This is a genomic window from Lentzea kristufekii (genome assembly GCF_033949925.1).
In the GTDB taxonomy this organism is placed as follows: domain Bacteria; phylum Actinomycetota; class Actinomycetes; order Mycobacteriales; family Pseudonocardiaceae; genus Lentzea; species Lentzea kristufekii.
Window position 1 is genome coordinate 161,188 of sequence record NZ_JAXAVV010000019.1, and the last position, 21,389, is coordinate 182,576.

Annotated in this window: 20 protein-coding genes; 3 read left to right on the forward strand and 17 right to left on the reverse strand. The window is 69.7% G+C overall.

Annotation, left to right across the window (positions count from 1 at the left end; translation table 11 throughout):
* Position 1: 1 nt before the first annotated feature.
* Positions 2-451, forward strand: coding sequence for a peroxiredoxin (locus tag SK571_RS32870; protein ID WP_319987981.1), 450 nt, complete (start codon positions 2-4; stop codon positions 449-451).
* Here SK571_RS32870 and SK571_RS32875 read toward each other — a convergent pair.
* The 12 genes from SK571_RS32875 to SK571_RS32930 all read right to left on the reverse strand — a co-directional run bounded on the left by SK571_RS32875 (position 438) and on the right by SK571_RS32930 (position 14,485).
* Positions 438-956: a hypothetical protein gene (locus SK571_RS32875; protein ID WP_319987982.1), complete on the reverse strand. Its 519-nt coding sequence runs from the start codon at positions 954-956 to the stop codon at positions 438-440. The two genes, SK571_RS32870 and SK571_RS32875, sit on opposite strands and share 14 nt — an antisense overlap.
* A 102-nt stretch (positions 957-1,058) precedes the next feature.
* On the reverse strand, positions 1,059-2,336 hold the full coding sequence (locus tag SK571_RS32880) for a nucleotide disphospho-sugar-binding domain-containing protein (RefSeq protein WP_319987983.1): 1,278 nt from the start codon (positions 2,334-2,336) through the stop codon (positions 1,059-1,061).
* Positions 2,337-2,377: 41 nt separating this feature from the next.
* A complete protein-coding gene (locus SK571_RS32885; protein ID WP_319987984.1) occupies positions 2,378-2,947 on the reverse strand; it encodes a TetR/AcrR family transcriptional regulator in 570 nt (189 codons plus the stop codon).
* 3 nt (positions 2,948-2,950) lie between these two features.
* Positions 2,951-3,901 (reverse strand): LLM class F420-dependent oxidoreductase, encoded by a 951-nt coding sequence (locus tag SK571_RS32890; RefSeq protein WP_319987985.1) that lies wholly within the window; start codon positions 3,899-3,901, stop codon positions 2,951-2,953.
* A 137-nt stretch (positions 3,902-4,038) separates the two neighbouring features.
* The gene (locus tag SK571_RS32895) at positions 4,039-4,695 is read right to left on the reverse strand and encodes an O-methyltransferase (protein ID WP_319987986.1); all 657 of its coding nucleotides are present in this window, start codon (positions 4,693-4,695) and stop codon (positions 4,039-4,041) included.
* 13 nt (positions 4,696-4,708) lie between these two features.
* Entirely contained in the window at positions 4,709-5,467 is a 759-nt protein-coding gene (locus SK571_RS32900) for an L-tyrosine 3-hydroxylase (RefSeq protein WP_319987987.1), read from the reverse strand.
* Entirely contained in the window at positions 5,467-6,975 is a 1,509-nt protein-coding gene (locus SK571_RS32905; protein ID WP_319987988.1) for an HAL/PAL/TAL family ammonia-lyase, read from the reverse strand. Before SK571_RS32905 ends, SK571_RS32900 begins: the two co-directional genes overlap by 1 nt.
* A 96-nt stretch (positions 6,976-7,071) precedes the next feature.
* The gene (locus tag SK571_RS32910) at positions 7,072-7,797 is read right to left on the reverse strand and encodes an SDR family NAD(P)-dependent oxidoreductase (RefSeq protein WP_319987989.1); all 726 of its coding nucleotides are present in this window, start codon (positions 7,795-7,797) and stop codon (positions 7,072-7,074) included.
* A complete protein-coding gene (locus tag SK571_RS32915) occupies positions 7,794-9,221 on the reverse strand; it encodes an AMP-binding protein (protein ID WP_319987990.1) in 1,428 nt (475 codons plus the stop codon). The genes SK571_RS32910 and SK571_RS32915 overlap by 4 nt, the downstream gene beginning before the upstream one ends.
* A gap of 94 nt (positions 9,222-9,315) precedes the next feature.
* Positions 9,316-10,131, reverse strand: a complete 816-nt coding sequence (locus SK571_RS32920) for a M23 family metallopeptidase (protein ID WP_319987991.1) — start codon at positions 10,129-10,131, stop codon at positions 9,316-9,318.
* A 1,105-nt stretch (positions 10,132-11,236) separates the two neighbouring features.
* Complete coding sequence (locus SK571_RS32925; protein ID WP_319987992.1) at positions 11,237-13,354, reverse strand: transglycosylase domain-containing protein; 2,118 nt, start codon at positions 13,352-13,354, stop codon at positions 11,237-11,239.
* 96 nt (positions 13,355-13,450) lie between these two features.
* On the reverse strand, positions 13,451-14,485 hold the full coding sequence (locus SK571_RS32930) for a carbohydrate kinase family protein (RefSeq protein WP_319987993.1): 1,035 nt from the start codon (positions 14,483-14,485) through the stop codon (positions 13,451-13,453).
* 51 nt (positions 14,486-14,536) lie between these two features.
* Between SK571_RS32930 and SK571_RS32935 the strand changes: the two genes are divergently transcribed.
* Positions 14,537-15,733 (forward strand): MFS transporter, encoded by a 1,197-nt coding sequence (locus SK571_RS32935; RefSeq protein WP_319987994.1) that lies wholly within the window; start codon positions 14,537-14,539, stop codon positions 15,731-15,733.
* A gap of 102 nt (positions 15,734-15,835) precedes the next feature.
* Here the strand turns inward: SK571_RS32935 and shbA are convergent, their stop codons facing one another.
* The 5 genes from shbA to SK571_RS32960 all read right to left on the reverse strand — a co-directional run bounded on the left by shbA (position 15,836) and on the right by SK571_RS32960 (position 20,480).
* Positions 15,836-16,444, reverse strand: a complete 609-nt coding sequence (gene shbA, locus SK571_RS32940; RefSeq protein ID WP_319987996.1) for an RNA polymerase sigma factor ShbA — start codon at positions 16,442-16,444, stop codon at positions 15,836-15,838.
* A 233-nt stretch (positions 16,445-16,677) separates the two neighbouring features.
* Positions 16,678-17,904: a cyclopropane-fatty-acyl-phospholipid synthase family protein gene (locus tag SK571_RS32945; RefSeq protein ID WP_319987997.1), complete on the reverse strand. Its 1,227-nt coding sequence runs from the start codon at positions 17,902-17,904 to the stop codon at positions 16,678-16,680.
* On the reverse strand, positions 17,901-18,581 hold the full coding sequence (locus tag SK571_RS32950; protein ID WP_319987998.1) for a DUF1365 domain-containing protein: 681 nt from the start codon (positions 18,579-18,581) through the stop codon (positions 17,901-17,903). The genes SK571_RS32945 and SK571_RS32950 overlap by 4 nt, the downstream gene beginning before the upstream one ends.
* Positions 18,578-19,816, reverse strand: coding sequence for an NAD(P)/FAD-dependent oxidoreductase (locus SK571_RS32955; RefSeq protein WP_319987999.1), 1,239 nt, complete (start codon positions 19,814-19,816; stop codon positions 18,578-18,580). The genes SK571_RS32950 and SK571_RS32955 overlap by 4 nt, the downstream gene beginning before the upstream one ends.
* Entirely contained in the window at positions 19,809-20,480 is a 672-nt protein-coding gene (locus SK571_RS32960; protein WP_319988000.1) for an alpha/beta hydrolase, read from the reverse strand. Before SK571_RS32960 ends, SK571_RS32955 begins: the two co-directional genes overlap by 8 nt.
* A 90-nt stretch (positions 20,481-20,570) precedes the next feature.
* On the opposite strand from SK571_RS32960, the gene SK571_RS32965 reads away from it, so the two are divergent.
* Positions 20,571-21,389: alpha/beta fold hydrolase (locus tag SK571_RS32965; protein ID WP_319988001.1), on the forward strand; the 819-nt coding region annotated here is incomplete at its 3' end.

Consider the following 21,389-nt stretch of genomic DNA (forward strand, 5'->3'; position numbering starts at 1 on the left):
CATGAAGCCCGGCGACCTCGCCCCCGACTTCACACTGCCCGACCAGGACGGCACCGACCGCAAGCTGTCGGCGCTGCTCGAGGCCGGCCCGGTCGTGCTGTTCTTCTACCCCGGCGCCATGACGTCCGGGTGCACCGCGCAGAGCTGCCACTTCCGCGACCTCGCGAAGGAGTTCGAGGAGGCAGGCGCCCAGCGCGTCGGGATCTCGATGGACGACGTGGCGAAGCAGAAGCAGTTCGCCGAGCTGAACGACTTCGACTACCCGCTGCTCTCCGACACCGGCGGCGACGTCGCGGAGCAGTACGACGTGCGGCGCCGGTTCGGGCCGATCCCGGTCAAGCGGCACACGTTCGTCATCGGCACCGACCGCGAGATCATCGCGGTGATCAAGAGCGAGTTCTCCATGAACGCGCACGCGGACAAGGCGCTGGCGGCACTCAGGAGTCGGTGATCGTCAGCACGCCGTAGGGCCCGGAAGCCTTGCCCTCGCGGACAGTCGCACCGTCGATCGTGTACTTGCCGTGCACCTCGGCACCGTCCGGGCCCGCCACCACCACGAGCATCACGGACTCGGACGCGGGATCGGCGGGCACCTCGACGGTGCGCGTCCACGGCAACGTCACGCTCGCCTCGTTGTGGATGGACGCACCGACGGTCGCGGTGACGTTGAACGCCTTGCCGGTGCCGGTCACCTCGAACACGACGACCCGCTTCGCCGGTGCCGCAGGCGGTTCCGGCAGCAGCACCGGCGGTGGCGGCCCTGGCTCCGGTTCAGCCCGCTGAACGGCGTCGCGCACCGCGTCCACCGCGCGAGGCCCGTACATCACGCCGCCCACAGCCAGCAGCGCGATGACCAGCAGGAAGATCCACGGGCCCTTCCGCGTCCTGCGCACCTCGTCGTGCAACGGCGGCGCGACGCCGTACTCCGGTGGCTGGTGCTGCGGCAGATGCGACATGAAGACCCCCTGCTGTGGGAGTCGATCTCGCGACTCCCGCCGTTACCCGGGAGCTGGGACGCGGAGCGGCACGAAGAGGATCCCTGCCGGGATGATCGGGGATCAGGCGGTCCGCACCGGGCTGGTCCGGGCGAGCCGTTCGACGTGGTCGGCGCTGAGCGAGCCGGCGTCGTGCAGCCGGTACTCCGCCGCGAGCTCGCGCGCCCGCAGCCGGAACGTCCCGCCGTGCAGCACCTCGCGCACCGCGGCCTTGATCGCCTTCTCCGACGGCGTCGACGTGCGCAGGTTCAGCCCGGCGCCGGACCGTTCGACGCGGGCGGCGACCTCGGGCTTGTCCTCCGTCGCACCCGCCACGACCAGCGGGACGCCCTGGGCGAGTGCGAGTTGCACTCCGCCCAGGCCGCCGTTGGTGACCATGGCGGACAGTTCCGGCAGCAGCCGGTCGTAGGGCAGGAACGGTGCGGTGAAGGCGTTGGCGGGCAACGGTCCCACGTCGTGCGCGCCGGTGCTGGCGACGACGGTGACGTCCTCGTCCGCGAGTGCGCGGATGACGGGCAGCACGAGCTGGCCCAGGTCCATGTCCGCGACCGTCCCCTGGGTGACGTGCACGATCGGGCGGCCGGCGGTGATCATGCGGTCCCACCAGTCCGGCAGCACGGCCGCCGGTGCCGGGTCGACCAGCGCGCCGACGAACCGCACCTGCGGCGGCATGAACGAGCGCGGGTGTTCCAGGCCGGCGATGCCGTTCTGCAGGTGCAGGTGCGGTGACACGGTCGCGAGGCCGCGCTCGCCCTTGGGCAGCCCCAGGCCGGTGAAGATCCGGTCGCGGTGCCCGTACACGGGCTTGAACACCACGTTGTCCAGCAGCGCGCGCACGACCGCGTACCGCAACCGGGCGAGCGGGCCGGTCCGGTGCCTCAGGCCGGGCCCGAACGGCGGCACGTCCGGTGCGGGCAGCATCATCGGCGTGACGCCGACGCTGACGGCGCGCGGGCCACCGAGCTGTTCGAACACGCTCGCGCCGAGGTACGCGGCGTCGTTCAGCACGAGGTCGGCCGGCCGTTCGGCCAGCACCCGCCGCAGGTCACCGACCTGCGCGGGGACCGGGTCGAGGAAGACCGCGGTCATGTCGTAGCGCAGTTTGGCGATGCCCTTGAGCCTGGCGCGCTCGGGGAACAACTCGTCGACGTTGCGGCCCTGGTGGTCGATCGACGGGTCCATCGCGACGAACTCCACACCGGTGGCGGTGATCCTGTCCGCGAACACACGGCCGGTGCACCAACGCACGTGGTGGCCCCGCCCGGTCAGCGCACGGGCGATGGGCAGCAACGGCGCGACGTGGCCGGGGATGGGCATGGTCGCGAACAACAGGTTCAGCACGGACGTAGTCGACCAGACCGCGCTTAACGCGCACTAATTCGTCATCTCAATCCGGCCAGCACGAAGTCGGCGATCTCCCCGGCCAGCTGGGCGGGCGTCTTCTGGCCGTCCGGCCGGAACCACATGGGCAGCTGGTTCACGACGCCCAGCGCGATCCGCACGACGGTGTCCGCGGGCACGACGGAGCTGAACTCGCCGTCCGCCTGCCCCTTCTCCACGACCGCGAGGAACGTCTCGTGGTAGCGGCGGCGTTCGGCGCGGAAGTCCGTCATCCGGTCCTCGCCGAGCCGGTGCAGCTCCCGGACGAACACCGCCGTCTCGTCGACCCGTTCGGCCGTCGAGATGACGAGCGAAGCCAGGATCTCGCGCACCGTCTCGGCGGCGGACAGGCCGAGGCCGATGATCCGGTCCATGTCGGCGGACTGGGCCGTGATCAGCAGCCGGTAGATCTCGAAGAGCAGGTCGTCCTTCGAGCGGAAGTAGTGGTACAGCGCTCCCTTGGTGACCTCGGCGGCCTTGACGATCTCCTGCACCGAGGTCGCGTCGTAGCCCTGCGACGCGAACAGGCGCACAGCCGCGTCGATGATCTTCTGCTCGGTCGCGCTGGGCACGGGTTACCCCTGGGGTGCGAGCGCGCGTACCTGCTCGGCCTGGTCGCCCCCGGTCGGGAGCAGCGCGATGATCGGGGTGTCGACCCCGTTGGCCTGGTACTCGGCCACGCGGTCACGGCAGTGGCCGAGCGACCCGTGCACGACCAGCGCGTCCACGACCTCGTCCGGGATCGCCTTCGACGCGGCCTTGCGGTCGCCCGCCGCCCACGCCTCGTGCATCGGGCGCAACGCCTCGCCGCGGCCGAGCCAGTCGTGGAACGCCGCGTAGGCCGGCACGGTCAGGTACGTGCTGATCAGCATGCGGCCCAGCGCCCGCGCGGCGTCGGCGTCCTCGGTCGGGCAGACGAAGATCCGTGCCGCGAGCTCGGCGTCGCCGAGTTCGGAACGCACCTGCGGCACGTCGGAGGCGGCGAGCCAGTTCGTGATCGCGCCGTCGGCCTCGCGACCGGCCAGGCGCAGCATGTTCGGGCGCAGCGCCGCGAGCATGATCGGCACCTTCTCGGCGGGCGGGCGCTCCAGCTTGAAGCCCTTCACCGAGAACGTGTCGTAGTCGGCGGAGACCTTCTCGCCCGCCAGCGCGGCCTTCAGGAAGCGCAGCGTGTCGCGGGTGCGCTTGAACGGCTCCTCGAACGGGATCGCGTTCCAGCGCTGCACGATGGCGGGCGACGACGAGCCGATGCCCAGCACGAACCGGCCACCGCTCACCTCCGCGAGCGTCGCCGCGGTCATCGCCAGCGTGGCCGGGCCGCGGGTGTAGACGGGCGCGATCGCCGTGCCGAAGCGCAGCTCGGAGGACCACTGCGCGGCCAGGGCGAGCGGCGTGAACGCGTCGGTGCCGGTCGTCTCGGCCGACCACACGTCCGTGTAGCCGAGCCCGGCGAGCTCGGAGACCAGCGCGCGGTGCTCCAGCACCGGCACACCGATCAGCGGCAGCGTGATTCCCCAACGAGCCATGAACGCCTCCATGTCGCTCGTGACGTTGTCGACACGCGAGCGCTTTTCTCGCGTGTCGACAACGTCACGAGCCCAAAGCTTTCAAAAATGTCAATGACTTCACGCCACCCTACCGACCGGTCGGTATGCCCACAACCTCACCTCTTGCGGGCCATGGTCAGCCCGTCCGCGATCGGCACCAGCACCGACTCGACCCGCGTGTCGGCGAGCACGAACCTGTTGAAGGCGTCGATCGCGGCGGCGTTGCCCTCCGGCTGCTCGTCGGCCGCCTCGCCGTAGTAGAGGGTGTTGTCGGCGAGCAGCAGGCCGCCCTGCCGCACGCGCGGCACCAGCAGGTCCCAGTAGTGGACGTACCCGACCTTGTCCGCGTCGATGAACACCAGGTCGATGACCGGCTCCTCCGGCAGCTCGGCCAGCGTCTGGGCCGCCGCGCCGAGCCGCAGGTCGATCCGGTCGCGCACGCCCGCCGCCTGCCACGCCTCCTCCGCGATCGAGGTCCACTCGGCGGAGACGTCGCAGGTGATGACCTTGCCGGACGGGGGAAGTGCCTGCGCGAACGCCAGCGTGGAGTAGCCGGTGTAGGTGCCGACCTCGACCACGGTCTGCGCGCCGGTGATCTTGACCAGCAGCGACAGCAGCACCGCCTGCTCGTGCGGGATCTGCATCTCCGCCGAGTCGCCGAGCTCCAGCGTGCGGGCGATCAGCTTCTCCTGCACCGCGCTGGGCCGGCCTGCCTGCTCGCGCACGTAGCGGTAGATCTGCGGGGTCATGACCACGGCCTTGAAGTCGTTCACGCGCGGCCTTCTCTCATAGTCGGGTGGCGAACGTCCTGAGTGTCTCTCCGTACTCGGGGCTCAGCGGGTGTTTCGCGAGGTCATGACCGATCGCGGACAAAACGGCGGCGCGATGCGCGTCGTAACGGCTCACGCACACGTTCTCCCGGCTGACGAGGAAGAACTCGTCGAACCGGGCCCGTTCGGTGTCGGTGGTGGACATGCGCGCACGGCCGGACTCGCGCAGCAGCGACGGACCGCCGGGCACGAGCCTGCGCATGACCTCCATGTGCGCCACCAGGTTCGCCTTGCTCGCAGAGGTGAGCGGTTCGGCCGCCACGGACCCCAGAGCGGCACGCGCCCGGCGCAGCAGGCCGGGCAGTGGCTCGTAGTCACGTGCCCATCGCCCGCTGAACGCCGGGTCGAACGTCACCATCATCGGCCGGATGACGTCCTCGTACACCTCACGGGAACAACTGCCCGAATAGGCGAGCATCACCGAGTACGCGTCGTATCCAAGCGCAGCGAGGCGGACTAGCCGCGAATCAGGCTCACGTATCAGCCGATCGAGTGAAGCCGAAAGAAACCTCCAGACCAGAAATGCGCCGTGATGGCCGAGAAACCACCGGTGCACGGCGCGCTCGACCGGATCTTCCGGCGTGCGGATGGCGATCGGCGTCTGGAAGCAGCCGGTCGCGCACGGGATCAGTTCCGCGTCCGGCATCGGCAGCCGCAGGACGGGCAGGTCCACCCAGGTGTGCCCCCACCGGGGGAGGCAGACGGGAGCACTCATCAAGCACACTCCACTTCGGACACGAGACTGTCGAGGACGTCCGCCACCCGGCCCAGCGCGATGTCGAGTGGCCGGTCCTCCGCGATCGGTGGCACCTCGTCCGCGAGCCGGTCGAACACCGCCGCGAGCCGCGCCCCCTGCGGGCGGCGTGCGCCGACGTGCACGGCCTGGCGCAGCGCGATCGCGAGACCGGCGTGCAGATACCGCAGCAGGCGCGCCTGGTCGAGCGCCGTCAGCGCGGCCTGAGTGCCGAACGGGACGACGTCCTGGTTGTGCAGGTTCGTCGGCAGGCTCTGCGTCGAGGCCGGTGTGGCGGCCCTGCGCATCGCGGCCACGGTGGCGGTCGCGCAGAGCTGGACTCCCTGCAGCGCGTGGTGGTGACCGGGCAGCGGGCTGAGCATCGGCGGCAACCCGTTGCTGCGGTGGGGATCCACCATCAGGTCGAGCTGACGTTCGGCCAGGTTGCCCAGCTGCACCAGGGCGACGTTGAGCTGGTCGGCCGCGAAAGCACTGGGCTGGCCGAAGAAGTTGCCGCCGTGCACGACCTCCCCGGTCTCCGGGAAGAACAACGGGTTGTCGCTCACGCCGTTGAGGTCGCGGCGCACCACCTCGTCGGCGTGCCGCACGCTCGTGCCGGCCGCGCCGATCAGCTGTGGTGTGCACCGGATGCTGTACGGCTCCTGCAACGGGCGCGCACCGGACGGCGTGCTGCCTTCGAGCCAGGTCCTGATGGACGCGCCCGATTCAGCGACGTCCGGATGCCCGAACGCGGCCAGCAGTCCAACCGACGTGAACTCGGTGCCGCAGCCGAGGACGTCGGTCATCAAGGCGGACAACAACTCCGCCGTCCGCCGCGCGCGAACCGCCTGCGCGACAGCGAGTCCGAGTGCTGCGGCGGTCACCGAAATGCCGTTCACCAGAGCGAGCGCGTCACGCCCGTCCAGCACCAGTTTCTCGAGTCCGGCCAGTGCAAGCGCTTCCACGGCGGGCATCAGTCGCCCTTGGAAGAAGGCGTTCCCGTTACCGCGCAAAGCATGTGCCACATAAGCGAGTGGCTGGAGATCACCACTCGCACCGACTGAGCCCAAACGTGGTACGGCTGGGGCGAATTCGGTGTCCAGCATGGCAGTCAGCGAGTCCACGACCTGCTCGGACACTCCGGATCGCCCTTGCGCCAACGAGAAGAGCCGCGCGAGCACGGCCGCGCGGGCGACGGCGGGTGGCAGCAGTTCACCGTGGCCGACGATGAGGTGGAAGATGGTGTTGTCACATTGACCGGCACTGTCCGGACGGCCCGCGAACTCGACGAGCGGGCCGAAACCCGTTGTGACGCCGTAGATCGCGCGTCCGGACGCGCTGACTTCGAGCACGAACCCGCGGCAGCGCGCGATCCGGTCGCGCACGTCCGCCGGCAGTTCGACGTGCAACGGGTCGCGGGCGAGTTCGAGGTGAGCCGGTTCGAGGTGCGCGGCCAGATTCAGGGCAGCAGGGGATGTTCCGACAGGCACGACGCCTCCTGAGGACTTGGGGAGCCACTCGCGACGATCCCCGTTGACCCGTCGGCGAGGAAGGGCCTTATGTACGCATCAAACGAGGAAAATTTCTCAGCTGTCCTTCGGCGTGATCAAGCCGCCGGAGAGGTGATCGAACTCTCCGCGCACGATTCGGGCCAAAAGATCGGCCGACTGCTCCACCGGGGTGAACCTGCCCGCAGCGCGCTGAGACCTCGCCCACTCCGAGATCTTCCGCTGGTGCGGATCGCCGGAGTCCATCTCGGCGCCGCGGCGCATCAGGCCGATGTCGACCATGCCGGGGTCGTAGCTCAGCACGGCGATCGGCCGGTGCTTCAGTTCGACCGCGAGGTTCTCGGTCAGCTTGACCACGGCCGCTTTGGACACCGAATACGCGGTGACGTAAGGCCATCGGTGCACACCGGCGTTGCTGACCACGTTGATGATCCGCCCGCTCGTCATCGTGCGGATGGCCGCGTTCGCGGCGAACGCGGTGCCGCGCAGGTTCACCTCGAACGTGTGCCACCAGTCGTTCTCGTCGACCTGCCACGTCGGACCGACCGGCCCGCCGAGCGCACCGTTGTTGACCAGCACGTCGATCCCGCCGAGGCTCTCGATCAGCTTGGCCGTCGCGTGCGGATCACCCAGGTCCGCGACGTGCGCCTCGACGGCGGCGCCCTGGGCCTTCAGCTCGGCCTCGGCGATGGCGAGCGCCTCCTCGTCGCGACCGGTGAGGACGAGCTGATGTCCTTGCGCGGCAAGGACGCCGCTGAACGCCCTGCCGAGCTCCTTGGCGCCGCCGGTGATCAGCACCTTCACTGCGAGACGTCCTTCAGCAGACGGCGAAGGACCTTGCCTGACACGGATCTCGGTATCTCTCGCACGAACTCAACCTGGCGGATCTTCTTGTACGGCGCCACCTCCGCCGCCACGAAGGCCATCAGTTCGTCCGCGGTGACGTCGCCTTGCGTGACCACGAAGGCTTTCGGGATCTCGCCGTTAACCCGATCGGGCGCACCGATCACCGCCGCGTCCTGAACTGCGGGATGGCGCCCCAGCACCGCCTCCAACTCGGCAGGCGCGACCTGGTAACCCTTGTACTTGATCATTTCCTTGATGCGGTCCACGACGTGGAACCGGCCGTTGTGGACGCGCACCAGATCACCGGTGCGCAGCCAGCCGTCCACGAAGGCTTCGCGCGTGGCCCGTTCGTCACCGAGGTAGCCGTCCATCACCTGCGGACCGCGGATGAGCATCTCACCCTCCGCCGCGTCCGTCGTGGTCCCCGGCTCGACGATCCGCGCTTCCGTGCCGGGACAGAGCACACCGACGCTCGCGGGGTCGGATTCCACGTCACCGTCGAATGTCTGGTGTGTGCCACCGGCTTCCGTGAGGCCGTAACCCTGGCGGACGGGTGCCTGGAGCTTGCGCTCGGCCTCGCGGCGGACGGCGTCGCCGAGTGGCGCGGCGCCGCAGAGGACGAGCTTGAGGCTGAGCTCCGGGACCGGCTCTTCGTGGTCCGCGATGGCCGCGGCGAGTGGCGGCACCAGGAACGCCCGTGTGACGCGGTGTTCCGCGAGTCGCCGCAAGTAGGTGCCGGCGTCGCTGCGGGACATGGTGACGAGCGTGGCGCCGCCGAGCAGACCGGAGTTGAGGATGATCGTGAAGCCGTAGACGTGGAAGAACGGCAGGTTCGCGGCGAGGACGTCGGTCTCGTCGATGCGCCAGCCCGGCCGGTGCTGCTCCAGGTTCGCGACGAGCGCGCGGTGGCTCAGGCCGACGGCCTTCGTGAGACCCGTTGTGCCGCTGGAGAAGAGGACGACGGCGGTGCCGGCGGGGTTTCCCGGTGGGAGCGAATCGGCGTCGCTCGCGGGAAGGTCGTCGAGGTCGAGCGTCCTCGTGACGTTCGCGAGGTCCTTCAGCCGCGCGATCTCCGGCGGTGTGAGCATCGGGTTGATGAGCGCGGCCGTCGCTCCCGCGGCCAGGACCGCGTGCAGGCCGACGGCGTACCGCGGCCGGTTGGCGCTGGCGATCGCGACGATGTCACCGGGCCTGATGCCGTTGCGCACCAAGCCTTTGGCCGTCGTCTCGACCTGTCGTGCCAACTCGGCGTACGTGAGCGACTCGCCCGTGACGGCGTCCACGAGAGCGAGCTTGTCGTTGTGCCGCGCGCGTTCCAGCACGTGCTCCGGAACGGTGCGGTCGGGAACGGCCACCGCGGGCAGGGGGCTGCGGTAGATCACTGGCTCGGCTCCGGTCTCCGCGCCGCCGCACCTCATGCACGGCGGCGTGGCCGGAGACTATCGGGACTTCTCGTGATCGTGTGACCGTGTTCGGTCAGAGACTCACACCGCGCTCGGCGAGCCAGCCGACGGGGTTGACCTTCTGCCCGCCCGCGACCCACACCTCGAAGTGCAGGTGCGGCCCGGTCGACTGGCCGCGGTTGCCGATCGTCGCGATCTGTTGCCCGGACTTGACCTTCGCACCCTGCGGAACGTCGATGGTGTTCATGTGCCCGTAGACGGTGATGGTGCCGTCGTCGTGCCGAACGCGAACCCACAGCCCGAACCCGGACGCGGGCCCGGCCTCGACGACAGTGCCGTCCATGACGGCGACGATCGGCGTGCCGATGGCGTTCGCGATGTCGACGCCGTTGTGGCTGGTACCCCAGCGGGCACCGAACCCGGACGTGAACGAGCCCTGGGCGGGCCGCACGCACTTGGGCCGCTTCGCCTCCTCCTCGGCCGCGATGCGCGCGGTGTCGGCCGCGATCCGCGCAGCCTCGGCCTTGGCGGCCTCCTGCCGCTGCGCGAAGGCGCCCTCGGCGGACTTGAGCGCCTCGGCGACGTGGAACTGCGCCTGGATCTGCTCGGCCTGCAGCAGCTTGCGCGCCTCGGAGCCGGTGTTGACGTCGTGGATCGTCTGCGGACCCTGCGGCGCCTGCTTCTCGGCGGTCATCGCCGCAGCGAGGTTCTTGGTGGCCGCGACGGGGGCGATCAAGCGGTCCACCGGGGTGACGGCGGTAGCCGCCTGGGCGAAACCGGCGCCGGCGAGGGCGCCTGCGGCGACCACCACCGCAACGGCCTTCTTGCGGTCCAGGTCCACCTTGGTGATGACGTCGACCAGGGGACCCTTCGAACGATGCCGTGCCAAAACCTGTCTCCATGCACTCGGGGGAGTTCGGATGACCGCGCTTCGCCTGGCGTCGGGGGGCCTGGCTGCGGGCTTCGGGGGCCCGGTGGTGGACTGGACCGCTTCGGGGGAGATCCGTGTCCTTGCGGTTATCGAACCGTGACATGCGGCGCAGAACGTAACCTCGTGTGACCGGCGCGGGCAAGCGAAGTGGGTGTTCAGGTGATTAGGCCCACTGCTCGTCACTTTGGGTAGCCACTTGGTTTAGGCCTTGGTCAACGGGCTTTGAACCAATCCCCGGGTTGGTGTTTCCACTGGTCAGTCGCTTTATCGTGAAAGGTTTGCTTGGTGGTGGGGCGGGGATGGGCCCTGCCGGGGTGGTTACTTCGGGTGGTTGGGTCGTTTGGGCAGGCGTTGGCCCGAGGTTTGGTGGCTTGCGGGCGGTATGCGGCTGGGGCGGGCGCAGTAGGCGGGCGCACTGTAGGCGCTAGCTGCGGGCTACTGACAGGCAGGCTGCGGGCAGGCGCGTTCGAGGGCGAGCAGGCGCGGCGTGCGGGTCGGTTTGCGGGCGTTTGTCGCGTTCCAGCGGGGTGGTCACCTGCCGTGCGAACGGGCGCCTTGCGAGGGTGGTCGCTCAGGCAGTACCGAGCCGGTGCCGGTCATCGCCTCTTCGCGCCGATAGCGATTGGGGCTTGACCAGCAGGGAGAGGTTCACACGCCTCGGCTCCGCCATTGCCGCTGGCGGCAAGGCGGCTCGGCTTCGCCGTCGCCCTTTGAGCGCGGAGGGACGCCTCAGCTTCGCCGTTGCATTGGGCGGCAGGGGTGGCTTGCCTTCGGCGTTGCCCTTCAGTCCGGCGGCCTCCGCCCTGCCTTGCTGGGCGGGCGGGCGTGTCAGATGCTCCGCTCGGCCATTCCCCCGGCCTCACCGCCCAACCGCCCGTCCGGCCCCACCCCAAGGCAGGCCCCACCCCCAGCCCACTACCTGGCCGCCGCTCCGCGCGGCCGCCACTCCGCTCAGCCGCTTCCCTCCAGCCTCCACCCACCGCACCGGCCCTGCCCTCCCCCGCTCAACGCAAAGGGCCGCCGGACGCACGTGGCGTCCGGCGGCCCTCTGGCCGAGCGGGGCTTACTTGTACCTGGGTGCGGCCGGCGGCAGCGGTGCCACCGGGAGGCCTTCGTGGATCACCTTCATGGCGTTGAACCAGGTCGGTGCGGCTACCTGGCCACCGAAGACGCCCTGCGAGCTACCGGGGCAGAGGCGGATCGGGTTGGCGCAGATGACCTGCGGGTTGTTGCCGTCGGCGTAGGTCATGACGGCGCCCGCGTACTGCGGGGTCGCGGCCAGGAAGGCGACCGACTTGTGCTCTTCGGTGGTGCCGGTCTTGCCGATGGCCGGGCGGTTCCAGCCGGAGCCGCTCGCCGCGGTCGCTGCCGTGCCGCTGCCGGTCGTGTCGTGGGACATGCCCTGGGCGAGGCTGTTCGCCAGGTCCGGTTCCACGGCCTGCTCGCAGGGCGCTTCCTTCAGCGGGACGTCCTTGCCGTAGCGGTCGATGACCTTCTCCACCGGGCTCGGCGGGCACCAGGTGCCGCTGGAGACGATGGTCGCGGCCACGTTGGCCAGTTCGAGGACGCTGGTGGCGCCGGGGCCGAGGGTGTACGAGCCGGCGTTGTTCTGCTTGGTCCAGTCGCCCTGCGACGGGCCGTTCGAGCCGTCGGACTTCAGGGGCTCCGCGCCGCGGTTGACGCCGGTGAGGGTCTCGCGCATGCCGAGCTTGTAGGCCATGTCGACGACGTTGTTGAGGCCCGCCTGCTCCTGCAGGATCACGAAGCCCGTGTTCGGGGACGTCGCGAGCGCCTGGGTGAGCGTCATCTCCTCGGGGTAGTCGGCCGCGTTCTGGACGCGCCAGGCCGTGCCGTCGTTCGGGTAGACCTTGGAGTTGTAGACCTTCGGGACCTTGATCTTGCGGTCGATCCCGGTGACGCCGTTCTTCAACGCGGCGGCGGCGGTGAAGATCTTGTTCACCGAGCCGGGGCCGAACGGCAGGACCTCGGCGGGCACGGGGCGGGCGACCTGGCCGAGCTCCGCCTTGTTGCCGTAGTCGCGGGAGGCGACGAGGGCGCGCACGCGGTGCTTGTCGGTGCCCGGCTGCACGACGGACATGACGTTCGCGATGCCGTTCTGGGTCTTCGGCACCTGCTGCTCGGCCGACTGCTTCGCGGCCTTGGTGGCCTTCGGGTCCATCGTCGTCTTGATGGTGAGGCCGCCGCGCTGCAGCTGCTTGTTCGTGATGCCGGAGGCGCGCAGGTAGTCGAGCAGGTAGGAGCAGAAGAAGCCGTAGATCGGGCCGTCGCCGGCGCCGACGCAGCCCTTGGGCAGGATCTGCAGGTCCTCGACGATGCCCAGCGGCTGGGCCTTGAACTCCTCGGCCTTCTTCTTCGCCTCGGTCTCGTCGGCGCCGAACGCGCCGTTCTCGCGCATCTTGTCGATGACGATGTTGCGGCGCTCCAGCGCCTTGTCCGGGGAGGCACCGGGGTTCAGCGACGACGGGCGGTTCGCGATCGCGGCGAGCAGTGCGGCCTGCGGAACCGTCAGCTTGTCGGCCGTGGTGTTGAAGTACGCCTTCGCGGCGGCACCGACGCCGTAGGTCTGGTTGCCCAGCGGCACGATGTTGAGGTAGCCGGTGAGGATCTCGTCCTTCGTCATCTGCTGCTCGAGCTGCAACGCGACGCGCGCCTCGCGCATCTTGCGGCCGACGGTCGCCTCGGTGGCCTTCTCCCAGGCCTCCTGCTCGTTGTCGGCGCCGAGCACGAACGCCATGTAGTTCTTCACGTACTGCTGGGTGAGCGTCGACGCGCCCTGCGTCGCCCCACCGTCCACACCGGCCTTGGCGGCGGCACGGGCGATGCCCTGCCAGTCGACGCCCTGGTGCTCGTAGAACCGCTTGTCCTCGATGGCCAGGATCGCGCCCTTCATGGTGTCCGCGATGTCCTTGGTCTCCAACGGGATGCGGTACTGGTCGTACAGGTAGGCGATCGGGTCGCCGTTCATGTCCTGAATGGTGGTGACGAGCGGCAGCTCACCCTTCGCGAGATCGCCCGACGTCTGGTCGACCTGGTCGGCCGCGCGGTTGGACGCGAGCCCCAGACCTCCGACGAACGGGAACACCATCGCAGCGAGGAGGACGCCCGCCGTCAGGCACAACCCCAGCAACTTGACCAAGCCTGACGCGCGTGCGGCGAACAAACCGCAACTCCTTCCGAACAAACCCCAGAGACTCTCTACGTATTAAGTCGCGCGGGAGGCCCGTGAGGTTGCGTCCGCTGATCGACTGTTTTCAACCTACCGGAGCAACCGCAGCCCGATCGTCGGACTGGCCCTGCGCACCTCGACGCCCGTGTGGTCGGGAAGCAGGTCGTCCAGGAACGCGTAGCGCGACAGTTCTTCGTCCGGCCGCCTGCTCACCGTGCGCCACCAGACCGCGATGTCTCCCCAGCCCGGTGCCGACAGCGAGCCACCGAAGTGCTGCACGGACAGCGCGGCGCACAGGTTCGCGAACCGCACCCGGTGTTCGAGCGGCCACCCGGCCAGAGTGCCCATCACGAACCCGGCGCCAAACACGTCACCGGCACCTGTCGCGTCGAGTTGCGCGACGTTGAGCCCCGGCACGTCCACGCACTCGCCGGTGGCGCTGTCGACCGCGACCGCTCCCCCGCCGCCGCGTGTGACGACCACCACCGGCACGTGCTCGGCGAGCCGGCGCGCGGCGGCCTCCGGGGTGTCGGTGCGGGTGTACCCCTGCGCCTCCACGTGATTCGGGAGGAACACGTCATAACCGTCGAGCCTGCGCAACAACTCCGGTGACCACGCCCCGGTGCGGTCCCAGCCGATGTCGGCGAAGAGCTTCGCGCCGTTCTCCTTCGCCGTGCGCACCCATTCCTCGTCCTCCGCCTGGATGTGCACGAAGCACGCACGTGTCGACGGCGGCGGAGAGAAGAGGTCATCGGCGACGACGGGCGACTTGTGCCCGTGCGTGACCATGCTGCGGTCGCGTTCCATCGCCATGGACACGGTCACGGGCGAGTGCCACCCGTAGAAGCGGCGACAGTAAGAAAGGTCGACGCCTTCCTGGTCCGCCAGCACGTCCCAGCAGAAGTCGCCGTACGCGTCCTCCCCGAACGCCGCCGCCAGCGCGGTCTTCAGTTCGAGCCGGCGCAACGCCACGGCGAGGTTCGCGATGCCGCCGGGACACGACCCGAGCCCCTCTGCCCACACCTCGGTGCCGGGCTCCGGCGGCCGGGGCAGTCCGGTGAAGATGATGTCGAGGAAAACGGTGCCGGTGAGCAGCACGTCGTAGGCGGGTTCCGGGTCGGCCATGCGTAAACCTTGCCACCCGAGGCCGGTGATCATGCGCTAGAAACAGCCCTCATGGCGGGTCCGCTCAGGAAAAACGTCCGTTTCCAGCTGCTGTGGCTCGGCGCCGCGGTGTCCCAGCTGGGCACGCAGCTCACCACCGTGGCGGTCCCGCTGCTGATCTTCGCGGTCACCGGGTCGGTCTTCTGGGCGGGCGTGATCGCCGGGGTGCGGGCGGCGGCGCTGATCCTCACGCAGATGCCGGCGGGCGTGTGGGTGGACCGCTGGGACCGCGGCAAGGTCCTGGTCCGCAGCCAGGCCACGCAGGCCGTGGCCGTCGCGGCGATGGCGGCCAACGTCGTCACCGGCCTCGACTCGATCCCCGTGTTCCTCGTCCTGGCGGCGGTGGACGGCGTCTGCACCGCGTTCGCCGGCCCCGCCCGCGCCACCGCCATCAAGGAGGTCGTGCCGCCGGACCAGCTCAGGACCGCGTACGCGCAGGAGGAGGCGCGCACCCACGTGGCGTACCTGATCGGCCCGTCCCTCGGCGCGCTCCTGTTCGGCTTCGGCCGCTCGGTCCCGTTCGTCGGCGACGCCCTGTCGTTCCTCGTCGCCGCCGTGTGCGCCTGGTTCGCCAAGATCCCGCCGCGGACCGGGCAGCGGCCACGTCAGCGCATGCGCCAGGACCTGCGCGAACCGTGGGCCTGGCTGTGGCACCAGCGCGGGCTGCGCAACATCGTCGCGATCTTCCTGACCCTGAACCTGCTCGGCGGGGCCTCGATGCTCCCGGTCATGGCGCTGGTCAAGGAGCGGGGCGGCGCCGACTGGCTGGTCGGGCTGGTGCTCACCGGCCTCGGCGTGGGCGGCGTCCTCGGCGCTCTGCTGTCGCCGAGGGTCACCATGACGCCTGCCCGGCTCATCGTCGCGGTGCTCACCGTCATCGGCGCGTGCATGACGGCGATGGCACTCCCGCTCGGCGCGTGGTGGCCGTTCGTGCCGCTCGTGCTCACCGCGATCGGCACCCCGTTGCTCAACGTCTCCGTGGGCGCCCTGTTCACCGCGATGGTGCCCGACGGCCTGATGGGCCGGATGGACGCCGTTCTGAACTTCGTCAGCCGTGGGCTCACACCGATCGCTCCGGTGCTCGGCGCGGTGCTGGCGGATCTGGCCGGTGGCGCGGTCGCGTTGCTCGTGATCGGCACGTTGGTCCTGGTCACGGCGGTGGTCGCGGCGTTCGCGGATCTGCGGACGACGGTTCCGCAGGAGTCTTGAGCCGCGGGCAAGGCGGCACGAGCGACCGCGGTCGAACGCCTCGGTGCAGGACACTCCCCGTTCCGTCCTGCCGGCGAGACCTCGCCGCGATCGTCGAGCGCGTCAGCCTTCCTCGGCGATCATCTCCCGCATCCGGGTGAGCGCCCGGTGCTGTGCCACCCGCACCGCGCCCGGAGTCGACGAGACCGCCAGCGCGACCTCCTCGGCGGACAGGCCCACGGCCACCCGCAGCACGAGGATCTCGCGCTGGCGGGGCGGCAGCTTGTGCAGCAGGCGCGTCACCTGGGCCATCATCTCGCCGTTGACGGCGTGCTGTTCCGGGCCCGTGTCCAGCGACGGGCAGTCCGGCAGTTCCGGCACGACCTCGGCGCGGTTGCGGACGGCGCGCCGGCGGGCGTCGGCGACCTTGTGCGCGGCGATGCCGTACACGAACGCGAGGAACGAACCGGGTTCGTAGCGGTACTTCGACAACGCGCCGAGCACCGCCACGCACACCTCCTGCGCGATGTCCTCGGCTGAGACCAGCGTGCGCTCGCGGCCGCCGACCCTGGCACGGCAGTAGCGCACGATCAGCGGCTGGATGCGGCCGAGCAGGTGCTCGACCGCCCGTCTGTCTCCGGCAAGAGCGGCATCGACGAGGTCGGCGAACTCGGCTTCGGCGAGCCACTGATTGGAGACCGGTGCCTGGAGCACCCGACGGCGTGTGGGCACCGTTGGCCGGTTCCGAGCCCCTGCGCCTTCACCGGGCACGAGGACCGCGACACCGCCACCGGCCCGCACGGCTGTGGGTAGAACCATCCCGGCGACCTCCTCCACTACAGCGACACTAGGGGCTTCACTGAAGAAGAGACCGCAGCGAGCCGATTGATACCGCCTGCTTCAAAGAGGACCACGAAGTCCGCACGGACGGGGGAACCAGCACCCTTATGGGGTAGAACGTGGTCCTAATGGCCCAGTCGTTCGGCCATGCCGAACTGCTGCACCCCGAGGTATCCGACGCGGAATCCGGCCTCCGAGTAGGCCAGGTAGAACTCCCACATCCGGCGGAACGTGTCGTCGAAGCCCAGGTCCCGCACCTCGTCCCAACGGGTGAGGAAGGTTTCGCGCCACCGGCGAAGAGTCTCGGCGTAGTCGAGCCCGAACGACCTCGACTCGACGATCTCCAGCCGGGTGTTCTCGCGCACCGAGTCCTCGATCGAGCGCACGGACGGGATGAGCCCGCCGGGGAAGATGTACTTGTGGATCCAGGTGTAGCTGGCCTTGCTCGCGATCATGCGGTCGTGCGGCATGGTGATCGCCTGCAGCCCCACCCGGCCGCCCGGCGCGAGCACGCGGTCGAGCACCGAGAAGTACTCGGGCCAGTATTCGGCACCGACTGCCTCGATCATCTCGACGCTGACGACGGCGTCGTACCGGCCGTGCTCCTCTCGGTAGTCACGCAGCTCGACCGTCACCCGATCGTGGAGGCCCGCGTCCCTCACCCGGTCCAGCGCCAGCTTCCGCTGTTCGGCGGAGATGGTCAGCGACGTGACCGTGGCACCCCGCTGGGCGGCGCGGATGGCCAGCGCGCCCCAGCCCGTGCCGATCTCCAGCACGCGTGAGCCCGCACGCACACCCGCGTAGTCGAGCACGCCGTCGATCTTGCGCAGCTGGGCCGTGCGCAGGTCGGCGTCCCCGCCCTCGAACAACGCCGACGAGTACGTCATCGTCTCGTCGAGGAACACCGCGAACAGCTCGTTCGACAGGTCGTAGTGCCGGTGGATGTTCTGCCGCGAGCCCGCGACGTCGTTGATCTCGGTCTGCCGCCGCTCCGCCCACCGCCGCATCAGCTGCAGGCTGGGCGGGATCAGCGTCGAGAGCTTCGCCGCGAACACCGAGAGCACGTCCGCGAGCTCGTCGGACTCCCAGTCGCCCACCATGTAGGCCTCGCCGAAGCCGATCTTGGCGTCGGCGCCGAGCCGGTGGAAGAACTCCTCGGGCCGGACGATCCGCATCTCCGGACCACCCGCTCCCCACGTCCTGCCGTCGGGGAACCGGACGGTCACCGCCAACGGGCGCACGGCCTTGCGGAACAACGCCTCGGCGACGCGGGCGCGCATCGGCGAACGCGGCGCCGTGAACAGTCCGGGCCAGACGCCCTGGCCGGGCCGGGGCAGGGACAACGTGCTCATCCATCACTCCTGGGGATGATCGGGACTCGCCTCACGTAGAGCGCGATTCCGTGGCGGCGGATCAACGCGGACACGCGCTGGGGCATCAGCGGACGGCGCAGCAGCATGCGCAGTCCCGAACTGCGCTCGCCCTTCATCGTCGCGCTGAAGGTCGTCTTGCCGTTCTGCCGCAACGCGATGGTCACGGACAGCTGGTCTCCCGGCTTCGGCAGCTTCATCACGTAGTGGCCGTCGACTTCCAGGAACGGGGAGACGTAGAACTCCTTGTCCACCGACGCACGACCCTTGTCGTCGGTGCGCAGCAGATAGCAGTGCCGTCCGCCGTAGGTGTTGTGCACCTCCGCGACGACGCACACGAGCTCTCCGGAAGCGTCGTGGCACCAGTACACGGACAGCGGGTTGAAGACGTACCCGAGTACGCGCGCGTTCGCGAGCATCAGGACCTGCCCGCCACCGAGGTCGATGCCGCGCCCGGCCAGCCACTCGTCGAGGTTCTCCCGGATCGTCTTCGACGGTGACCCGAGGTGGTCACGGGCCTCGAACTTCGCGAACGGGCGCGCCCACCAGGGCAGCCGCGGCAGTTCGGCCAGGTCGACCAGCCACATGTAGGCGCGGTGGCTGAACGCCCGGTCGATGAGCTCGCGGCGGGCGTGCGTGATGAGGACGTCGTAGATCACCAGTCGACCCCGAGGTGCTGGGCCGCGCGCACTCCCGACGCGCAGCCGTCCTCGTGGAAGCCCCAGCCGTGGTACGCGCCGGCGTAGGCGGTCGAGCCGGTGTTGATCTCGGGCAGACGTCGTTGCGCCGCAACGGACTCCGGCGTGTAGATCGGGTGCTCGTAGACCATCTTCGCGAGCACGCTGTCCGGGTTCACGTCGTGCGGGTTGAGCGTGACGACGAAGTCGCGCGGTGCGTCCAGGCGCATCAGCCGGTTCATGTGGTAGCTGACGAGCACCTGGTCGTTCGCTTCGTGGCAGGCCCGCTTGTAGAGGTTCCACGACGCCCGCGCGCCGGTCTTGCGCGGCAGGATCGAGGCGTCGGTGTGCAGCCAGGTCTCGTTGCGCGAGTACTGGAACGCGCCGAGCACCTCCTTCTCCTCGCGCGTCGGGTCGGCCAGCAGTCCCAGGGCCTGGTCCGGGTGCGTGGCGATGACGACGTGGTCCGCGGTGTGCAGCACGTTGTTCTCGTCGCGGATCTCCACGCCCGCCGCGCCGCGCGTGACGGCCCTGACGGGCGTGCCGACGTGCACGGCCTTGAGGCCCTTCACCGCGCGCTCGACGTACGTGCGCGAGCCGCCGACGACGGTCTTCCACTGCGGGGTGCCGCCGATCGCGAGCATCCCGTGGTTCGCGAGGAACTCGAACAGGTACCAGGCCGGGTACCTCATGCTCAGCGCCGCGCCGGACGACCACACCGCGCTGACCAGCGGAACGATGAAGTGGTCGACGAAGTAGCGGCTGTACCCGCCGATCGCGAGGAACGCACCGAGCGTGACGTCGTGCGCCTCCTCGTGGCCGAGAACGCGCTGGGCGTGCTTGTAGAACCGGGTGACCTCGGCAAGCATGCGCAGGTACCGGGGGTTGGCGGCGTTCTTCGGCTGCGCGAACAGGCCCGGCAGCTTCCTGGCACCCGCGTACTCCAGGCCGCAGCCGTCGCACCGGACGCTCATCGACATCTCGGAGTCCTGAGTGGACACGCCGAGCTCGCGGAAGAGCCTGATCAGGTTCGGGTAGGTCCGTTCGTTGTGGACGATGAACCCGGAGTCGACGGCCACGCCGTCCAGGTCGTGCGTGTGCGCGTGGCCGCCGAGCCGGTCGTCGGCCTCGAACAGCGTGACGTCGTGCCTGCGTTGCAACACATATGCGGCCGTGAGCCCGGCGACCCCTGCTCCGATGACGGCGACCTCAGCCACGCGAGCCTCCCAAAGGCACGTCGAGGCCTCGTGGCGAGGCCTCCCGCATGGCATTCGCGATGTCGGGTGCGACCGGTTCGAGCCCGAGTTCACCGTGGACGAAAGAGACGACCAGCCGGGTCCAGTCCCTCGCCCTCCTGAGCATCGCGTGCCCGTCGCCGACGACGCTGAACCGCGCCACCCGGTCCGTCACGGTCTTGGCCTGCCGCGCGAACGACAGCGACTTGGCCGGGTCCGTCATCCGCTCCTGATCACCGTGCGCGATGAGCAGTGCCTTGCCCCTGAGCTGCTCGAACGGCTCGCCGGGCACGATCCACGGCGCCAGCGCGCACACGGCCACCACGCTCGGGTGCCCGGCGACGCGCAGCGCGGTCCGGCCTCCCATCGAGTGCCCGACCAGCACGACCGGCCTGCCGGGGTGCAGCTCGGTGATCTTCTCCAGCGCCCACCGCGCGTCCTTCACCGGATCGAGGCTCGGCGCGTTCCAGCCGCGGACGCGGTAGCGCAGGTTCCAGACCTCGACACCGGGCGCGCGCAGCGCCCGGGCCAGCGGGACCATGCGCAGGTACGCGAGGTTGTGGCGCCGGACGGGTCCGGTGCCGTGTTCCCGTCCGCCGTGCAGGACGAGCACGACGGCGTTCGTTGCGCCCTGCGGTTTCAGCACGTCTACATGCGGATGCACATTTGATGTTCGTGAGGCCACCCCCTTCGGCTCGGCCGTTGAGAGCCAGGTCACACCGGTAGTGTCGGGCCCGTGATCGACCACATCGGCATCCCCACCGAGGCAGGTACCTTCGACGCCATCGCGTCCGGCCCCGAGGACGGCCGCCCGGTGTTGCTGCTGCACGGCTTCCCCGAGGCCGCGATCGAGTGGGAGCACCAGGTCGCGGTGCTCGGCGTGAACGGTTTCCGCGCCGTCGCACCCGACCAGCGCGGCTACTCCCCCGGCGTGCGCCCGGAACAGGCGTCCGAGTACACGGTCACGCACCTGGTCGGCGACGTGATCGCGATGGCGGACTCGCTGGGCTGGGACACGTTCGACCTCGTCGGGCACGACTGGGGCGGCGCCGTCGCGTGGTGGACCGCGATCGAGCACCCCGAACGCCTGCGCACGCTCACCGTGTTCTCCACGCCGCACCCCGCCGCGTTGAAGGTCGCGCTGCAGTCCGATGAGGACCAGGCGATGCGGTCGCAGTACATGCGCGACTGGCGTGAGCGCAGCACCGAGAAGCGCATGCTCGACAACAACGCCCAGGCCATCAAGCAGATGTTCGAGTGGCGGATCCGGCCCTCGCACGTCGAGGAGTACGTCCAGCGGCTGAGCGAGCCGGGCGCGCTCACCGCCGCGCTCAACTGGTACCGCGCCGGCAAGCCGCACGGTGCCGCGGACAAGGTCGGCGTCAAGACCATGTACGTGTGGAGCACCGAGGACGTCGCGTTCGGGTCGGTGGCGGCCTTCGAGACCGAGAAGTGGTGCACCGGGCCGTACCGGTTCGAGATGGTCGAGGACGTCAGCCACTGGATTCCGGAAGAGGTTCCCGAAGCGGCTTCCTCGCTGATCCTCGAGAACCTG